The sequence below is a fragment of the Rhizobium sp. BK538 genome (genome assembly GCF_014197575.1).
Classification (GTDB): domain Bacteria; phylum Pseudomonadota; class Alphaproteobacteria; order Rhizobiales; family Rhizobiaceae; genus Rhizobium.
Genome location: NZ_JACIFT010000007.1, coordinates 149,063 through 166,498, shown reverse-complemented (window position 1 = coordinate 166,498; position 17,436 = coordinate 149,063). Strand labels below are relative to the sequence as shown.

Here is a 17,436-nt window from a genome sequence, read left to right as displayed (position 1 = left end):
ACCCATGACCATTTCTGCACTTGATCTCGCCACCGAGACGAAAAGACTGCTCACAGAATTGGGCGTCGGTGCCCACCGCTATACGGGCGGCACGCTCCGTGTCACCTCTCCGGTCACTGGCAAGGAGATCGGGGCGCTGAAGGAGCACTCGGCTTCCGAGGCAAAGGCTGCGATTGAGGCCGCCCACAAGGCGTTCCTCGATTGGCGGGCCGTCCCTGCTCCGAAGCGCGGCGAACTCGTGCGCCTGCTCGGCGAAGAGCTTCGTGCTGCGAAGAACGCTCTCGGGCGGCTTGTCTCGATCGAGGTTGGCAAGATCACGTCCGAAGGGCTCGGCGAAGTCCAGGAAATGATCGACATCTGCGACTTTGCCGTCGGCCTGTCACGCCAGCTTTATGGTCTAACCATTGCCACCGAGCGCTCGGAACACCGAATGATGGAAAGCTGGCATCCGCTTGGTGTCGTCGGCATCATCTCGGCCTTCAATTTCCCGGTCGCCGTCTGGTCCTGGAACGCGGCGTTGGCGCTTGTCTGCGGCAACTCGACGGTCTGGAAGCCATCGGAGAAGACACCGCTGACGGCGCTTGCCGTTCAAGCGCTTTTTGAAAGGGCGCTGAAGCGGTTCATTGCCGAAGGCGGCGTCGCGCCTGCCAACCTCTCGACCTTGCTCATCGGCGGTCGCGATGTCGGGGAAGTCCTCGTCGACCATCCCAAGGTGCCACTCGTCTCCGCGACCGGCTCGACGGCCATGGGCCGCGCTGTCGGTCCTCGCCTGTCGCAGCGTTTCGCGCGGTCGATCCTAGAGCTCGGCGGCAACAATGCCGCGATCATCTGCCCAACCGCCGACCTTGATCTGACGCTGCGTGGCATTGCCTTTTCAGCCATGGGTACGGCCGGCCAGCGCTGCACGACATTGCGCCGCCTGTTCGTTCACGAGAGCGTCTATGACAAGCTCGTTCCGCGCCTGCAGAAGGCCTATGGCTCGGTGTCGATCGGTAATCCGCTGGAGGCCGGTACGCTCGTCGGGCCGCTGATCGACAAGCAGGCGTTCGGCAATATGCAGTCCGCATTGGAACAGGCGAAGGCGGCTGGCGGCAAGGTCACCGGGGGTGAGCGCGTCGAAAACGGTGCGGGAGACGCCTTCTATGTCCGTCCGGCGCTCGTTGAAATGCCCTCACAGACTGGCCCTGTCGAGCATGAGACGTTTGCGCCAATCCTCTACGTCATGAAGTACACGGATTTCGATCAGGTATTGGAACTGCACAACGCCGTGCCGCAGGGGCTTTCTTCTTCGATCTTCACGAATGACATGCGCGAAGCCGAGACCTTCGTTTCGGCTCGTGGTTCGGATTGCGGAATTGCCAATATCAACCTCGGTCCGTCCGGAGCCGAAATCGGTGGTGCGTTCGGCGGCGAGAAGGAAACCGGCGGTGGCCGCGAATCCGGCTCCGACGCCTGGAAAGCCTACATGCGCAGGGCGACGAACACGGTCAACTACGGCAAGACATTGCCGCTCGCACAGGGCGTGAAGTTTGACGTTGAATGACTGCTGCTGCATTGCAGCTGGAAGGGCGATGACATAACACGTCATCACCCTTTTTCCTTTTTGCAGGTCGCCATGCATTTGACTTTGGCTGCGGCGGAAACGCTGGTTATCGATGCCCTGACGCGCAATCGCGTGGACGAGGCAAATGCGCGCTCGGTCGCTAGGGCGCTTGTTGCTGCCGAAGCGGCTGGACAGGGAGGTCATGGCCTGCGCCGCGTCGAGGCTTACGCAAAGCAGGCGAGGGCAGGCAAGGTCGATGGATTTGCCAAGCCGCAGCTCGAACGACTGTTTCCTGCGGTTGTGCGGATCGATGCCTGCCACGGCTATGCCTATCCTGCGTTTGATCTCGCCGCCTCGGTTCTTCCGGAGATTGTCAGGGAGCAGGGCATTGCCTTGGCGGCAGTTCACCGTTCGCACCACGCCGGCGTTCTTGCGCTGACCGTCGAGCGGTTTGCGGAAATGGGGTTTGTCGCTCTGATGGTTGCCAACGCCACCGCCTCCATGGCCGCCTGGGGCGGGCGGAAACCCGTCTTTGGAACGAATCCCATCGCGTTTGCCGCGCCGATCCCGAAGACTGACCCTCTCGTCATTGATCTCGCGCTCTCGCGCGTCGCCCGTGGCAAAGTGATGGCCGCACGCCAGAAAGGCGTTGATATCCCTGCTGATTGGGCCTTTGACCGGGACGGTCAGCCGACGACGGATGCCCTTGCCGCACTCGAGGGGACGATGGCCCCATCTGGAGAGGCCAAAGGTGCGGCCTTAGCAATGATGGTCGAATTCCTTGCCGGCGCCCTGACCGGGGCCAATTTCTCCTTCGAGTCCTCCTCGCTTTTTGACGACAAGGGTTCAGCGCCCGGTCTTGGGCAGATGCTTGTTGTCATCAACCCGGCCGCTAGCGGTGGAAATGGCGTGGCGGAAAGGTTGGTCAGGTTGGCGGACCAGATTTCGTCCGACCCCGGCGTGCGGCTCCCCGGGCGTCGCGGCCAAACGGCTCGTAGACAGGCGCTGGAAAGCGGCCTCGAGGTCGAGGATGAAGTTGTTGCCACCATCTATTCGCTCTAGCTAGAACGATTCTAAAGTTGACGAACGATTTCAAGTATTTGTGATCCCCGAAGCATCTCTAAAACTTGAAATGCCAGATCAACAAAAATATACGGGCTCCCATCACCTCGGGGATCTCGGGTGCAACACCATGGAGGGCTTCATGAAAACTTCCCTTAATCGCGTTTCCGGCGCGCTGGCGCTTGCTGCGTCGCTTGTTGCCGCAACTTCGCTCGCCACCGGCGCCGCTGTGGCGCAGGAATCCGAAGGCATTGTCGTCTACAACGCTCAACATGAGAGCCTCGGGCGCGAGTGGATCGATGCATTCACCAAGGCAACCGGCATCAAGGTAACGATGCGCCAGGGCGGGGACATGCAGCTCGCCAACCAGATCGTTCAGGAAGGCGATGCGTCGCCGGCCGACGTTTTCCTGACCGAGAACTCTCCGGCCATGACGCTGGTCGATGCCGCCGGCCTCTTTGCGCCGGTCGATAAGGAAACGCTAGACCAAGTTCCGGAGCAATATCGTCCGTCTGACGGCATGTGGACCGGCATTGCCGCCCGTTCGACCGTTTTTGTCTATGACAAGACGAAGTTGACTGAAGACAAGCTGCCGAAGTCGCTGCTCGACCTTGCGGATCCGGCCTGGAAGGGTCGTTGGGGCGCTTCGCCGGCCGGCGCTGACTTCCAGGCGATCGTCAGCGCTTTGCTCGAACTCAAGGGCGAGGAAGCAACGGCGGCGTGGCTCAAGGCGCTCAAGGAAAATTCCACTCCGTATAAGGGCAACAGCGTCGCCATGAAGGCGGTCAATGCCGGCGAAGTCGAGGGTGCGGTGATCTATCACTATTACTGGTTCGGCGATCAGGCGAAGACCGGTGAAAACAGCAAGAACGTTGCGCTGCACTACTTCAAGAACCAGGATCCGGGTGCATTCGTCAGCGTTTCCGGCGGTGGCGCTCTGAAGTCGAGCCAGCATGCCAAGGAAGCTCAGGCCTTCCTGAAGTTCGTGACCGGCAAGCCCGGCCAAGACATCTTGAAGAGCGGTACGTCCTACGAATATGCCATCGGTAAGGATGCCGCTTCGAACGACAAGCTCGTTCCGCTGGCTGATCTCGATGCACCGAAGGTTGATGCGGCCAAGCTGAACAGCAAGAAGGTGACGGAACTGATGACGGCCGCGGGCATCATCTAGTCCTTTCGCAGGCCCCTGCGGGTCAAAACTGTTGCTTTTGGCTCAAGAAAAACGTAGGGCATGACGAAATCGGCAACCGCCTTTCATAGGCGGTTGCCTTCCTTTTTCAGCGTATGAAGGCGGCGGCCTTGCTGCAGGACAACAGATTGCTTGTTCCCGGCCATGAAAGGCCGATGGCGCGGCCGGTGGCGGGAATAGATCGGCTGCGGGCGCATCTGCCCCACGCTGCCGTCATCCTCTTTGCCTCCGTCGTGGCGCTGTTCAGCCTGGTGCCGCTTGGCTTCATCGGCTGGATAACCTTTGATGTCGGCTGGCAGACCGTCAAGGAATTGGTGTTCCGCGCGCGCGTCGGCGAATTGCTCGTCAACACGGTGCTGTTGGAAGCCTTTACCATTCCGCTGTCGATCGCTCTTGCCGTGACGCTTGCCTGGCTGGTCGAACGGACGGACATACCCTTCGCCCGGCTGTGGTCGTGGCTGGCGGTTGCGCCGCTCGCGGTGCCGGCCTTCGTCCATAGTTACGCCTGGATCAGCCTCGTTCCGGGCATGCGCGGCCTGCAGAGCGGCGTCTTTGTTTCCGTGCTCGCCTATTTTCCGTTTCTCTACCTCCCGGTCGCTGCCGCCTTGCGTCGGCTTGATCCCGCCATCGAGGATGCTGCCGCCTCCCTCGGCCTTGGGCCTTGGCGTCTGTTCTTCCGTACGATCCTGCCGCAGCTGCGCTTCGCCATCTGCGGCGGCTCGCTGCTGATCGCGTTGCACCTGCTGTCGGAATACGGTCTCTACGTGATGATCCGTTTCGACACCTTCGCTACCGCCATCGTCGACCAGTTCCAATCCGCCTATAACAGCCCCGCGGCCAACATGCTGGGCGGTGTCCTTGTCTGCTGCTGCCTGTTTCTGCTGGGTCTCGAAATCCTGTTGCGCGGCAATGAGCGATATGCCCGGGTCGGATCCGGCTCGGCGCGGCCTGCGGATCGCCGGCGGCTCGGCTGGTTCGTGGTGCCGGCGATCGTGCTTCAGGTGGGGCTGGCGGCTCTGGCGCTCGGCGTTCCTCTCGTAACGCTGGTGCGGTGGCTCTATTTCGGCGGGCTCGAGGTCTGGCGTGTCGACACGGTCGGCAATGCTTTCGCGCAAACCATCGTTCTTGCTATCGCCGGCGGCGCGCTTGCGACGATTGCTGCCGCACCGATGGCCTGGCTCTCCGTGCGCGCACCGGGGCGTCTCCAGCGCCTGCTCGAGGCCTGCCACTACTATGTCGGCTCGTTGCCGGGTGTGGTCGTGGCGCTCGCGCTGGTGACGATTACGGTCCGTCTCGTTCTGCCTCTCTATCAGACCTTCGCGACCCTTATTGTTGCTTACATACTGCTGTTTCTGCCGCGTGCCATGGTGGGCCTCCGGGCCAGTATCGCCCAGGCACCCGTGGAGCTGGAGCGTGCCGCGATGGGCCTTGGCCGCACGCCCGCCCAAGCAGTGAGGCAGATCACCATGCGGTTGGCTGCGCCGGGTGCGGCGGCCAGCGTTGCGCTTGTTGGTCTCGGGATTACCAACGAGCTCACCGCGACATTGATGCTGGCGCCGAATGGGGTGGAGACGCTTGCCACGAGGTTCTGGTCGCTGACCAGCGAGATCGATTACGTGGCGGCGGCGCCATACGCATTCATGATGGTCGTGTTATCGCTGCCGCTCACGCTTCTTCTTTATGCCCAATCGAAACGGACTGCCGGACAATGACGCTGCTTACGATCGATCGCATCAGCAAGCGTTACGGGCATGTCCAGGCATTGCAGAATATTTCACTCGATGTTGCCGCCGGAAGCCGCACTGCCGTCGTCGGGCCTTCAGGGTCGGGCAAGACGACGCTGCTGCGCATCATCGCCGGTTTCGAGCAACCCGACGGCGGTCGCGTGACGCTCGACCATGAGCTTCTGGCTGACGGTCCTGTAGCGGTGCCCGCACACAAACGAGGCATCGGTATCGTGTCGCAGGACGGCGCGCTGTTTCCCCATCTGAGTGTCGCCGACAATATCGGCTTCGGCTTCGAGCGCGGTGCGCCCGATCGCGAACGACGCATTATCGAGCTGCTTGATATGGTCGAGCTTGACCGCAACATGCTCACCCGTCGGCCGCACCAGCTTTCCGGTGGCCAACAGCAGCGTGTGGCCCTTGCCCGCGCACTTGGCCGCAAGCCGCGCTTGATGTTGCTCGACGAACCGTTTTCGGCACTCGATACAGGACTGCGCGAGAATATGCGGAAGGCCGTGGCGCGCGTTCTTCAGTCCGCAGGTATCACGACGATCCTCGTTACTCATGATCAGGCGGAAGCACTCTCCTTTGCCGATCAGGTTGCCGTCCTGCGGGAAGGCAGATTGATCCAGGCCGGGTCGCCGCAATCGGTTTACCTGCAGCCCCTCGATCGGGAGACAGCCCTGTTCCTCGGCGACGCCGTGATGCTTCCGGCGATCGTTCGCAACGGCTTTGCTGACTGCGCGCTCGGCCGCGTGGCGGTCGACGGGGACCGCCAGGGCAAGGTCGAGATCATGCTACGGCCCGAACAGATCAGGGTCGTTGCTGATGAAAGCGAGCAGACTTATCGCGGACGTGTCGTCGAAGTGGAATTCGGTGGAGCGACCTGCACTGTCGCCGTGTCGCTTGAGGGAGTGGCCCTGCCGCCGATCATGATCAAGACATCGAGCGTGGCGCTTCCGGAGCGCGGAGATCGTGTTCGTCTCGATATCGCCGGCAAGGCGCACGTTCTCGGAAGCCGCTGATCAGGCGATCTTCAGTTCAGAGCCTTCGTCTTCCGACAGCCAGCCACCGCTAAAGCCCGCCAGTTCAAGACCGCGCCGGATGACGGGTGACCGTCGCATCAGGCCCCAGATGAAGTCGGACCGATCGTTTTCGATCGTCATCACAAGAAGTCCCTGATCGATGCCGACGCAGCGATCGTCCACCCAGCCTTCCGGTCGCTTGGTCTTCACGGTCGGATTGAACCCGCCGGGGAAACGATCCTCGTAGAGCAGGTTCGGATACGTGGACATCAGGGCGCGAAGGCCATCGAGCGACGCCTGGCGGTCATACGGTAGCGACGCGAGCGCGGCCCAGGGTGCGATGGTGCCGTCATCTGGTCCGAGCGGTGCGCCGCGCGCAGCATAGCCGAGCACGCGCGGATGGCGACCGCCACGCATGTTGCGCGTCGGAGGCGGGCCATCCGAGGCGGATAGACCCCAGACGTCCTTGTTGTAGCCGACGAAGTGGCCGGGATTGCGCTCCGCGTAATCACGCTGCACGGCAATCGATACCTGGGTGTTGCGGAAATAATCCCAGTTGCGATCGGCCATCGCCTTGTCCTGGATTCCGCGGAAATCAATCCAGGCATGCGAGAAAAAGTGAATGAAGAGCGGGCCGGCATAGACATAAGGTTGGTCGCCGAACAGCATCCAGGAGTAGCTTGCGGTAAAAGCATCGTAGCTCGACGTCGGGATCGGATGCGTCGGGGAAGCCAGCGCCAGCGTATAAAGCAGGATCGCTTCGTCGTAGCCCTGCCAGCGCCAGCGCAGGAAGCCACTGCCCGGCTTCCAGCCCATGCAAATGGTCTGGCCTTTGTTCAGCGCCCAGTGCCAGTCGATTCTCTCGTAAACCAAGTTCGCGAGCCTGCGGATCTCCGTCTCGGCTTCGGTATTGCGATCAAAATAGGCCGCGGCCGTCAACATGCCTGCAACCAGAAGCGTGGTGTCGATGGTTGACAGCTCGCTGTTCCAGGCCCGATGGCCGGTGTCCATATGCAGAAAGTGATAGAAGAAGCCGCGATAGCCGATCGCATGCCGCTCACGACCTTGGTGACCGTTGGCAAAGAAGCAAAGCGTCTTCAGCGTGTACTCGATCGCGTCGGAGCGCTGCATCCAGCCACGCTCGACAGCGACGGGATAGGACGACAGGGAAAAGCCGACCGCGGCGATGCTGCAGGGAACACCCGCGATGGACGTGTCCGCGACCAGCCCGTTGTCGGGATTGTAGTGCTTCGGGAAATAATTGAATGCGCCTTGCTGAAGCCTGTCGATCAGCGCGACATCCGTTTCCTCGGTCCGTTGTAACATACGTGCCAAGCCCAACTTGTTATTCAGCCCCGACACCAACATGGCGAAGCGTCGTGTGCAATTCAATGATTTTTGGAGGGACAAAAGCACGCGGGGCCGCCATCTCGGCCGCCGCGTGCGGTTATGCGCCGGTAAACACTGTCCGCCGGGACGCCGTGGCGTGAAGCCATTGCCTCGTTCGCGCCTCCGGATCAGCGCTCAGCGTAATGTCAGTAACGACAGCAGCGCTATCTGCTCCATGGGCGAAGACGGTCTCGATGCGATCGGCGTTCAACCCGCCGATGGCAACGAGTGGCAGGGCGCCCACTCGCGCCTTCCATATGCGGAGGCGTTCCGGTCCTTGCGGCGACCATTTCATCTGCTTGAGAATGGTCGGATAGATCGGGCCGAGCGCGATATAATCCGGCTTTGCCGCCATCGCTGTATCGAGTTCAGCATCGTCGTGGGTTGACAGCCCGAGCTTCAAGCCGGCGGCACGAATGGTGCCGAGATCGGCCGCTTCCAGATCCTCCTGACCGAGGTGGACGAAATCGCATCCTTCCTCAACGGCAAGCTGCCAGTAGTCGTTGATGATCAGCTGACAGCCATGCACAGCGCAAATTGTCTTTGCTGTTCGGATTTCGGCGCGCAGCTCGACCGCTGTTTTATTTTTGATCCGTAACTGCACAAGCTTGACGCCGAGCGGCACCAGCCGCGCAATCCACTCGGCACTATCGACGATGAGATAAAAGGGATCGAGCTTCATGCGAATACGGCCTTTCCGATGATCGGTGTCGACGGAACCGCGACATCGCGCGGCTCCAGCATGCCGGCACCGAAGGCCTCGTGGCCCGATTCGATCGCCTTGGCGAATGCACTGGCCATGGCAACCGGGTGGCCGGCGCCGGCAACGGCGGTGTTCAAGAGGACGGCGTCGAAGCCGAGCTCCATGACGGTTGCCGCGTGCGATGGCCGACCGATGCCGGCGTCAATGATGAGCGGAACGTCCGGGAAATGTGCGCGCATGGAGCGCAGCGCCGTGAGGTTCAGCGGCCCCGCGGCACTGCCGATTGGGGCACACCAGGGCATCAATACGCGGCAACCCGCTTCGAGCAGCTTCTCCGCCACCACGAGGTCGTCGGTCGTGTAAGGAAAGATCTGAAAGCCGTCGGCTGAAAGAATGCGTGCGGCCTCCACCAGGCCGAAAACATCGGGCTGAAGCGTATCGTGATTGCCGATCACTTCCAGCTTGATCCAATTGGTGCCGAACAGTTCGCGTGCCATCTTAGCCGTCAGCACGGCCTCGGAGACCCCATGGCAGCCGGCTGTGTTCGGCAGAATCCGAACGCCGAGCGCCCTGATCATCTCGAAGAAGGTACCGCCATTTCGCCCACCGGCTGTCTCGCGGCGCAGGGAGATAGTGACGATCTCCGTTTTCGATCGCTTCACGGCCTCCGCGAGGATCGCCGGTGAGGGATATCGTGCGGTACCGAGAAGCAGGCGAGAGGAGACTTCGGTGTCGTAAAGCTTAAGCATGGTCAGCCCCCCTGCATCGGCGACAGGATTTCGATCCGATCGTTGTCGTTGAGTGCGTGGTCGGCACGATCCTCGCGGTGGACGATTTCGCCGTTGACGGCAGTCGCCAGCCAGTCGCCTTCGTATTCCATCAGCGTCAGCAGTTCGGACAGCGTTGGTGCAATGAGGTCGTGATGCTCGCCGTTGACGATCAGTTTCATCGGCTTTTTCCTCCTGGTTCAGTTCTGGAGAAGACAAGGTCCGCAGCGTCCTGGGCCATTGCGGGCGCCAGCAGGAAGCCATGGCGATAGAGGCCGTTGAGCACGACCGCATCATGCTCGAGGACCACGCGGGGAAAATTGTCGGCAAATGCCGGGCGGATGCCGACGCCGGTTTCGACGACGGCAGCGTCCGCGAAGGCGGGATGCACTGCATAGGCGGCGTTCAGCAGCTCCATCATCGAACGCGCCGAGATCGGACCGCCGAACTCCGTCTCGATCATGGTGGCGCCCACCATGAAGAGGCCATCTCCACGCGGAACGACATAAACGGGGAAGCGGGGATGCAGCAGGCGAACGGGTCTGGCGAGGGTAACTTCGCGGGTTTCCAGATAGAGCATTTCGCCGCGAACGCCGCGAAGTCCGCTCGTTTGCCCGATTCGTGCTGCGCCCGTGCAGTCCACGATGTCGTCGTAGTCGGTATGTTCGGTGACTTGCTCGATGAATGCGACACGCCGGGCGAGGAGCTTTTCTCGCAGCAGACCCAACACGCGCCTTGGATCGAGATGTCCTTCCAACGCGAAGAACAGGGCCCGCCTGAAGCGCCCGGCAAAAGCCGGCTCCAACGCGGCGATTTGCTCTTCGCCCAACCATTCATGGCCGCTGGTGCGACCGGCAAACCGATCGAGTTCGCTTTGGTCGCGCGCGGGAGCAACGACCAGCGTTCCGTTTCGGTGTACCTCGCCCGACAGCATCGTGTCCCACCGGTCGATGGCATCGCGGCCGCGCAGCAAGACGGCTTCGTCCCCGCTTTCACGCTCACACCAGGGCGCGAGCATGCCGCCCGCGAGCCAGGAGGCTGCTTGGCTAGAGCTTGGATCCGCAACGGTGACGTCGACACCACGAAGACTGAGTTCGTGCGCGACCGCGAGGCCGGCAACGCCGGCCCCTTTGACTAGGACATGCATCTCAGTCACGCGACCCTTGGGTGGCGTCGATCGGCATATAGAGATCGCCGCCCTCGCGGTATTTCGCCGCCATGGCGTCGAGCCCTTCCTTCTGCGCCTCGGCGCGGATGTCGTGCGAGATCCGCATCGAGCAGAACTTCGGGCCGCACATGGAGCAGAAGTGCGCCACCTTGTGCGCTTCCTTCGGCAGTGTCTCGTCGTGGAAGCTGCGGGCTGTCTCGGGATCCAGCGACAGGTTGAACTGATCCTCCCAGCGGAATTCGAAGCGGGCGCGCGACAGTGCGTCGTCGCGCAATTGAGCTGCCGGGTGTCCCTTGGCGAGATCGGCGGCATGAGCGGCGATCTTGTAGGTGATGACACCGGTTTTGACGTCGTTGCGGTCGGGGAGACCCAGGTGCTCCTTCGGGGTGACGTAGCAGAGCATCGCCGTCCCGAACCAGCCGATCATAGCAGCACCGATGCCGGAGGTGATGTGATCGTAGCCCGGTGCGATGTCGGTGGTCAGCGGCCCCAGCGTATAAAACGGTGCTTCGCCGCAAACGGCGAGCTGCTTATCCATGTTTTCCTTGATCTTGTGCATCGGCACGTGGCCGGGGCCTTCGATCATCACCTGGCAGTCCTTAGCCCAGGCGATCTTCGTCAGTTCGCCGAGGGTTTCCAGTTCGGCGAATTGCGCGGCGTCGTTGGCATCGGCAATTGAACCCGGACGCAGGCCGTCGCCGAGCGAGAACGAGACGTCATAGGCGCGGCAGATGTCGCAGATTTCCTCGAAGTGCTCATAGAGGAAGCTCTCGCGGTGGTGATGAAGACACCACTTGGCCATGATCGAGCCGCCACGCGAGACGATGCCGGTGACGCGGTTGACGGTCAGCGGGATGTAGTGAAGCCGCACCCCGGCATGGATCGTGAAGTAGTCGACGCCCTGCTCCGCCTGTTCGATGAGGGTGTCTCGATAGACTTCCCAGGTCAGGTTCTCGGCAATGCCCTCGACCTTCTCCAGTGCCTGATAGAGGGGAACGGTGCCGATCGGCAGTGGAGAGTTGCGAATGATCCATTCGCGAATGTTGTGGATGTTGCGGCCGGTGGAAAGATCCATGACGGTATCGGCGCCCCAGCGTGCCGCCCAGACCATCTTCTCGACCTCTTCGGCCATGGAAGAGGTGACGGCGGAGTTGCCGATATTGGCGTTGATCTTCACCAGAAAGTTCCGGCCGATGATCATCGGTTCGGATTCGGGGTGATTGATGTTGGCGGGAATGATCGCACGACCGGCAGCCACTTCCTGCCGGATGAATTCCGGGGTGACGTAATCCGGAATCCGAGCGCCGAAGCTCTCGCCATCGCGCGTGATGGCTTCCGCCTGTGCCTTGCGGCCGAGATTTTCGCGGATCGCGATGAACTCCATCTCGGGCGTGATGATGCCGGCGCGGGCATAGGCGAGCTGGGTGACGGCCTTGCCGTCCTTTGCGCGGAGCGGCTGGCGCTTGGCAGGAAATTCCGGCGTCAGCCGTTCGCCACTGGCAAAGCCGTTATCCTCAGGGCGCACCTGGCGGCCCTGATAGGCTTCGACATCGCCGCGAGCGAGGACCCAATTGCGACGCGGTTCCGGAAGCCCTTGCTCGATGCTGATGTCAGCACCTTCGACCGTATAGATGCCTGAGGAATCATAGACCGTGACCGGCGGTTCCCCTGATGTCGGGTGGACGCTGATTTCGCGCATCGGCACGCGGATGTCGGCGTGAATTTCCCCCGGAATGTAGATTTTCCGAGAGGCCGGCAATGGGCCTGTCGTAACGGCCGGGGTGATGTTCTTTGCGGCAATATTCATGGTTGAGGCTCCAAGTTTTAGGTTTGGAGACCCAGTCCTCAGCCGGAATGATGAAAAGACGCCGACACGGATTCCACGCGAGAATCCAATGCCTTCGAGCGCTTGCACCGTCCCTACGCCAGTATGAACTGGATCAGGTTCAACGGGTCACTGCGCACGATAGCAGTATCTCAGCCCCCTGCCGGGACCCCCCTGGTGAATGTGAAAAGGTTAGAGCCAGAGCAGCCGAGCTGTCAAGCCGACTGCCGCAGCCTACATCGAAAGGTCCAGCGCACGGCCTTCGAAGAGGCGGTTCTGCGACCCCTCGAGATGCGCCTTCATCAGCGCCCGCGCATCTTCCGCGCGGCCTTCGACGATAGCGAGGTAAATCTTGTTGTGCTCCTCATAGACTTGCTCAAGGCCTTGACGCGGACCAAGGAGCGATAGGCCGTGAAGGTGCATGCCGACCGCGATATGCGCCTTCAGGGCATCGATCGAGGCCGTGTAGTAGTGATTGTTGGCAGCTTCCGTGACCGCACGATGGAACGTGAAGTCGGCGTCGGTGCGATGAAGCTGGTGGCTGGTTGCCTCACGCAGATCGGCTAGCGCTGCGGCAATCTTCTGAATCGCCGCCTCGTCACGGCGCTTGGCGGCAAAGTAGGCGGCCGCGGGCTCGATCGTCAGGCGAAACTCATAGCAGCGCTGGATGTCGGCGATCGTCTTGACCGGCGAATAGGAAAGCTGCGCCGTTGGTGAGCCGTGGGCGCTGACAAAGGTACCGGCTCCTTGCCTGGCATAGACGATCCCCTGATCGCGCAACCGTGCCAACGCGTCGCGCACGATGGGGCGCGAGACACCAAGCATCGATGCAAGCTCGTGCTCACCAGGCAGGCGTGAATCTGGCGGATAGTTTCCCGAGCGAATACGCTCCTGCAATTGGTCGAAGACCCGATCGACCAGCTTGACGGCCTTGCCGCGCTCCGGCTTAGCCGCAGGCGCCGCTTGCGCATTCGCCGATACACCGTTTGCTTCGTCCACTTTCATTCTCCCCGCCGGCATTGTCTTATGCCGCCTGATTCTGTGCAATCAGTCTTACCAAACTATCAGAACTACCGAAGCCCCCGGACTTAACCGCGCATCGGAAACGCAGGCCATCTGACGTTACGACGTCAAACCAGGGAATACCCGCCTCGATTTCGCCCTGTGGCCTCAGGACTCGAATTCCGAGTGCGTGAAACACTGCCAACGCCGTATCGCCGCCGCCGACCACCAGCATTTCCGGGCGCATCATCTCTATGACCGATTTTACGCCTTTCGCGAAGCGGTCGGCAACTGCTGCAGCTTCGCCGGTGATTTCGCCCGTGCACCGCAAAAGTATTGGTAGGCCAAATCGTTCCTCGTACGTCAACGCTCCCATGGGCGCATCGATGGTTGACGTCAAAGCGCCGGAAACTTGCAACTTGGTCATCTGCTCTGTCGTGATCGGATCGCGGGAGCCGAAAGCGAAGACAGTCCGGCTCGATGCGGCAAAAGGTTTGCTTGCCCTGTTCGGTTGGCCGATCTTGCGGGCAAGTGCAGCTCCGATACCGCGGGCGCCGACGGCAAGGGTCGTCTTCCAGTCGTAAGCGCCAACCACCCGGTCGAGATCGCTGTGCGTTTCAGCATCGCGGACGATCACTTGGCCGTTATTTGCCTCGAAAAGTTCGACAATCGGTAGCGGCTTGTCGACACCACGACCGACGACGTGACCGTTGCGGGTCAAACGCTCTTGATCGGGAATGGCTGGTGCCACCACGATTGCCCCGTGACCGAAGACGGCAGTCAAAGCTTCGCTTTCTGCCGCAACATTCCCCTTAAGCCGGGAGTCGATCTTTTTCAGAACGATTTGAGGTGAGGCGGCAAGAAGGGCCTTCGCCGCAGCGCTGACCTTCCTTGCCGCTTCCTCCTCCGGGAGAGCTCTTGAAGCCGTGTTGACCACCACGACCTCGCAATCGGTCGCAAGCGTTTCCGATATGGCCCCGACGTCGATCGCGACAGCGACGGAAAGTCCGGCGTCGAAGAAGGGGGTTCCCGTGTCGAGCGCGCCGGTCAAATCGTCAGCGATGATCGCGACCTTTAGCATCATGCGGTCTGTCCTGCGTTGACAGCGTGGCAGGCGACAAGATGGCCAGGCTTGGCTTCCTTCCATTCCGGCACAACCTTGCTGCACACGTCCATGGCGATTGGGCACCGCGAATGGAAGCGACAGCCGCTCGGCGGATTGAGCGGGCTCGGCACGTCGCCTTGCAGGATCTGGCGCTTGCGCGTGCGTTCCAGTTCCGGATCGGTTTCGGGAACGGCGGAGAGCAGAGCCTTGGTGTAGGGGTGCAGCGGGTTTTCGAACAGCTCCTCGCGCGTCGCGAGCTCCGCCAGGCGGCCGAGATACATGACGCCGACACGGGTACTGATATGGCGCACGACGGCCAGGTCATGGGCGATGAACAGGTAGGTCAGGCCATACTTCTCTTGCAGATCGAGCAGCAGGTTGATGATCTGCGCTTGGATCGAGACGTCGAGCGCCGAGATTGCCTCGTCGCAGACGATGAACTTCGGCCGGCAGGCGAGCGCGCGGGCAATGACGACACGCTGGCGCTGGCCGCCGGAAAGCTCGTGCGGATAGCGCTGGGCGAAACGCGTGGGCAGGCCGACGTCGGTCAGGAGTGAGGCGACCCTGTCCTTCAGCTCCGCCTTGGTGCAGAGCTTGTGGAAGAGGATCGGTTCACCGATCGCCTCACCGATCGTCATACGCGGGTTGAGCGTGGAATAGGGATCCTGAAAGACAATCTGCAGGTCGCGGCGGAACGGCCGCATCTGTTTCTCATCCAGCGTCGCCAGATCCTGCCCCTTGTAGACGACCTTGCCGCTGGTCGCCTTGTAAAGGTTGAGGATGGTAAAGCCGGTCGTCGACTTGCCGCAGCCGGATTCGCCGACGAGGCTCAGCGTCTCGCCTTCCATGATGTCGAGATTGACGTTGTCGAGCGCATAGACGGTCGCAGCACGCTCGCCGAAGGCGCCGAGCTTGACGTGGAAATGCTTGACGAGGTTTTCGACCTTGAGCAGCGGTTGGGCACCCATCACGCGGCCTCCTGCATTTTCTGGACGACGAAGCAGGCGGCCCGGTGATTGCCGGCGCCCGCCAGCGGCTCGAGCTTCGGTACTCGCTCGTGGCAAATCGCTTCCGCCAGCGGACAGCGCGGCGCAAACGGACAGCCCTTCGGGCGACGACCCGGCTCCGGCGGCGTGCCGCCGATCGAGGAGAGCCGGCTTGCCGGCGCATCCGACAGCTTCGGAATCGAGGCTAGCAGACCACGCGTGTAGGGGTGGCTCGGTCGGGCGTAGAGTTCATCGACCGGCGCGTCTTCCACCACTGTTCCGGCATAAAGCACGGCAACGCGATCGACGAGGCCGGCAATCAAAGCCAGATCGTGGGTGATCCAGACGACCGACATGCCGAGTTTGGCGCGCAGGTCCTTCACCAGATCGACGATCTGCGCCTGGATGGTGACGTCGAGCGCGGTCGTCGGTTCGTCGGCAATCAGCAGTTTCGGATTGCAGGCAAGGCCGATGGCGATCATCACGCGCTGGCGCATGCCGCCGGAGAGTTCGTGCGGATAGGCCCGCAGCCGCTCTTCGGGGCCGGGAATGCCGACGAGGCGCAGCAGTTCGACGGCGCGGACGCGAGCCTCTGCCTTCCTCATCCCGCGGTGATAGATCAACGGCTCGCAGATCTGGTCGCCGATGTGCATGACCGGGTTGAGCGAGGTCATCGGATCCTGGAAGACGAAGCCGATATCGCCGCCGCGCACCTTGCGCAGTTCCTTGTTTGACATCTTCTGCAAGTCATTGCCGTCGAAGCTCGCAGAACCCTTGGTCACCTTGATCTTGTTCGGCAGCAGCCGCATCAGGCTCAGCATGGTCAGGCTCTTGCCGCAGCCGGATTCGCCGACGACGCCGAGGGTTTCACCTCTGTTGACGTGAAGGTCGATGCCATCGACCACGACCGCCGGGCCATTTCTTCCATCGATCTCGACCGTCAGGCCGCGAACATCCAGCAGTTTTTCATTGGATCGGGTGGTGCTCATCACTTAGCTCCCCGCGGATTGAGTGCGTCGTTGAGGCCATCGCCGAGGAAGCTGAAGGCGACAGAGGCAAGGCCGAGAACGGCTGCCGGTGCGGCCAGAAGATGCGGATAATGCTGCCAGACACGCAAGCCGTCGGAGATCATGTTACCCCAGCTTGGGGTCGGTGGATTGACGCCTACGCCGAGGAAGCTGAAGGCGCTTTCCAGGACCATAGCGGTGCCGAGACCGGCGCTGACGGAAACGATCAACGGACCGAGCGCATTCGGAACGACATAGCGCTTCATGATGATCCAGTTCGAAAGGCCGAGCGCCTGGGCTGCGGTGATATAAGGCCGGCTGCGGATCGACAGTACCTGGGCGCGAACGAGGCGCGCATAGGGCGGCCAGGAGATCAGCGCCATCGAGCCGAAGACCAGCATGAAATCGACCCAGATGGTCTGGCGATAGAAGGGATTGAGCGTCACCAGATACTGCGCCTCCATCCACTTTGTGATCGGTGATTTCAATGATGCATTGATGACGACGACGAGGAGCAGGTTCGGCACGGACATGGTCATGTCGGTGAGCCACATGATGACGCGGTCGAACGGATTGCCGAAGAAGCCGGCGATGGCGCCGAGGATCGTGCCGACGAGAACCGCGATGACGGTGACGATGACCGCGACCAGGAAGGCCGTACGGGTGCCGAAGACGACGCGGCTGAACACATCACGGCCGAGATCGTCGGTGCCGAAGAGATGCTGCAGCGACGGAACGGCATTTCGGGACTGGAGATCCTGGCTCAGATAGTCGTAGGGCGTGAGGTAGGGGCCGAAGATCGCGGTAAAGGCGAGGATCGCGACGACGGCCAGGCCGAAGACGGCGAGCTTATTGCGCTTCAGGCGATACCAGGCGTCACGCCAGAGGCTGACAGGTGCTTCTTCCTGGGTTGCGGCGGGAGAGAGAGGGACGGCGGACAT

At 61.6% G+C, this 17,436-nt stretch carries 16 protein-coding genes and 1 riboswitch; of the genes, 5 read left to right on the top strand and 11 right to left on the bottom strand.

The genetic code is table 11. The features are described from left to right. Window positions 1-4: 4 nt before the first annotated feature. From FHX09_RS10790 to FHX09_RS10770, 5 genes are all read left to right on the top strand, one after another. Window positions 5-1,543: an aldehyde dehydrogenase family protein gene (locus FHX09_RS10790; RefSeq protein WP_132588636.1), complete on the top strand. Its 1,539-nt coding sequence runs from the start codon at window positions 5-7 to the stop codon at window positions 1,541-1,543. A 72-nt stretch (window positions 1,544-1,615) separates the two neighbouring features. Next, on the top strand, window positions 1,616-2,605 hold the full coding sequence (locus FHX09_RS10785; RefSeq protein ID WP_132588635.1) for an Ldh family oxidoreductase: 990 nt from the start codon (window positions 1,616-1,618) through the stop codon (window positions 2,603-2,605). Window positions 2,606-2,747: 142 nt separating this feature from the next. Further along, window positions 2,748-3,776 (top strand): iron ABC transporter substrate-binding protein, encoded by a 1,029-nt coding sequence (locus FHX09_RS10780; RefSeq protein ID WP_007794571.1) that lies wholly within the window; start codon window positions 2,748-2,750, stop codon window positions 3,774-3,776. Between the two features lie 113 nt (window positions 3,777-3,889). Further along, the gene (locus FHX09_RS10775) at window positions 3,890-5,506 is read left to right on the top strand and encodes an iron ABC transporter permease (RefSeq protein ID WP_132588634.1); all 1,617 of its coding nucleotides are present in this window, start codon (window positions 3,890-3,892) and stop codon (window positions 5,504-5,506) included. Then, window positions 5,503-6,543: an ABC transporter ATP-binding protein gene (locus FHX09_RS10770; protein WP_184449922.1), complete on the top strand. Its 1,041-nt coding sequence runs from the start codon at window positions 5,503-5,505 to the stop codon at window positions 6,541-6,543. Before FHX09_RS10775 ends, FHX09_RS10770 begins: the two co-directional genes overlap by 4 nt. On the opposite strand, the gene FHX09_RS10765 is transcribed toward FHX09_RS10770, so the two are convergent. From FHX09_RS10765 to FHX09_RS10715, 11 genes are all read right to left on the bottom strand, one after another. Continuing rightward, window positions 6,544-7,869, bottom strand: a complete 1,326-nt coding sequence (locus FHX09_RS10765; RefSeq protein WP_183719715.1) for a glucoamylase family protein — start codon at window positions 7,867-7,869, stop codon at window positions 6,544-6,546. A 121-nt stretch (window positions 7,870-7,990) separates the two neighbouring features. Beyond that, window positions 7,991-8,614, bottom strand: coding sequence for a thiamine phosphate synthase (locus tag FHX09_RS10760; protein ID WP_184449920.1), 624 nt, complete (start codon window positions 8,612-8,614; stop codon window positions 7,991-7,993). Beyond that, entirely contained in the window at window positions 8,611-9,384 is a 774-nt protein-coding gene (locus tag FHX09_RS10755; RefSeq protein WP_132588631.1) for a thiazole synthase, read from the bottom strand. The genes FHX09_RS10760 and FHX09_RS10755 overlap by 4 nt, the downstream gene beginning before the upstream one ends. Window positions 9,385-9,386: 2 nt before the next feature. Next, complete coding sequence (gene thiS / locus FHX09_RS10750) at window positions 9,387-9,584, bottom strand: sulfur carrier protein ThiS (RefSeq protein ID WP_007794550.1); 198 nt, start codon at window positions 9,582-9,584, stop codon at window positions 9,387-9,389. Then, window positions 9,581-10,549: a glycine oxidase ThiO gene (thiO, locus tag FHX09_RS10745; RefSeq protein WP_037083010.1), complete on the bottom strand. Its 969-nt coding sequence runs from the start codon at window positions 10,547-10,549 to the stop codon at window positions 9,581-9,583. The genes thiS and thiO overlap by 4 nt, the downstream gene beginning before the upstream one ends. A 1-nt stretch (window position 10,550) precedes the next feature. After that, on the bottom strand, window positions 10,551-12,377 hold the full coding sequence (thiC, locus tag FHX09_RS10740; protein ID WP_184449918.1) for a phosphomethylpyrimidine synthase ThiC: 1,827 nt from the start codon (window positions 12,375-12,377) through the stop codon (window positions 10,551-10,553). 92 nt (window positions 12,378-12,469) lie between these two features. Beyond that, window positions 12,470-12,581, bottom strand: a riboswitch (TPP riboswitch). A gap of 48 nt (window positions 12,582-12,629) precedes the next feature. Then, window positions 12,630-13,394 (bottom strand): FadR/GntR family transcriptional regulator, encoded by a 765-nt coding sequence (locus tag FHX09_RS10735; protein WP_184449916.1) that lies wholly within the window; start codon window positions 13,392-13,394, stop codon window positions 12,630-12,632. Window positions 13,395-13,419: 25 nt separating this feature from the next. After that, entirely contained in the window at window positions 13,420-14,481 is a 1,062-nt protein-coding gene (locus tag FHX09_RS10730; RefSeq protein WP_184449914.1) for a four-carbon acid sugar kinase family protein, read from the bottom strand. Beyond that, the gene (locus FHX09_RS10725; protein ID WP_007794536.1) at window positions 14,478-15,470 is read right to left on the bottom strand and encodes an oligopeptide/dipeptide ABC transporter ATP-binding protein; all 993 of its coding nucleotides are present in this window, start codon (window positions 15,468-15,470) and stop codon (window positions 14,478-14,480) included. The genes FHX09_RS10730 and FHX09_RS10725 overlap by 4 nt, the downstream gene beginning before the upstream one ends. Beyond that, a complete protein-coding gene (locus tag FHX09_RS10720) occupies window positions 15,470-16,477 on the bottom strand; it encodes an ABC transporter ATP-binding protein (RefSeq protein ID WP_184449912.1) in 1,008 nt (335 codons plus the stop codon). Before FHX09_RS10720 ends, FHX09_RS10725 begins: the two co-directional genes overlap by 1 nt. Then, window positions 16,477-17,436: an ABC transporter permease gene (locus FHX09_RS10715; protein WP_132588627.1), complete on the bottom strand. Its 960-nt coding sequence runs from the start codon at window positions 17,434-17,436 to the stop codon at window positions 16,477-16,479. Before FHX09_RS10715 ends, FHX09_RS10720 begins: the two co-directional genes overlap by 1 nt.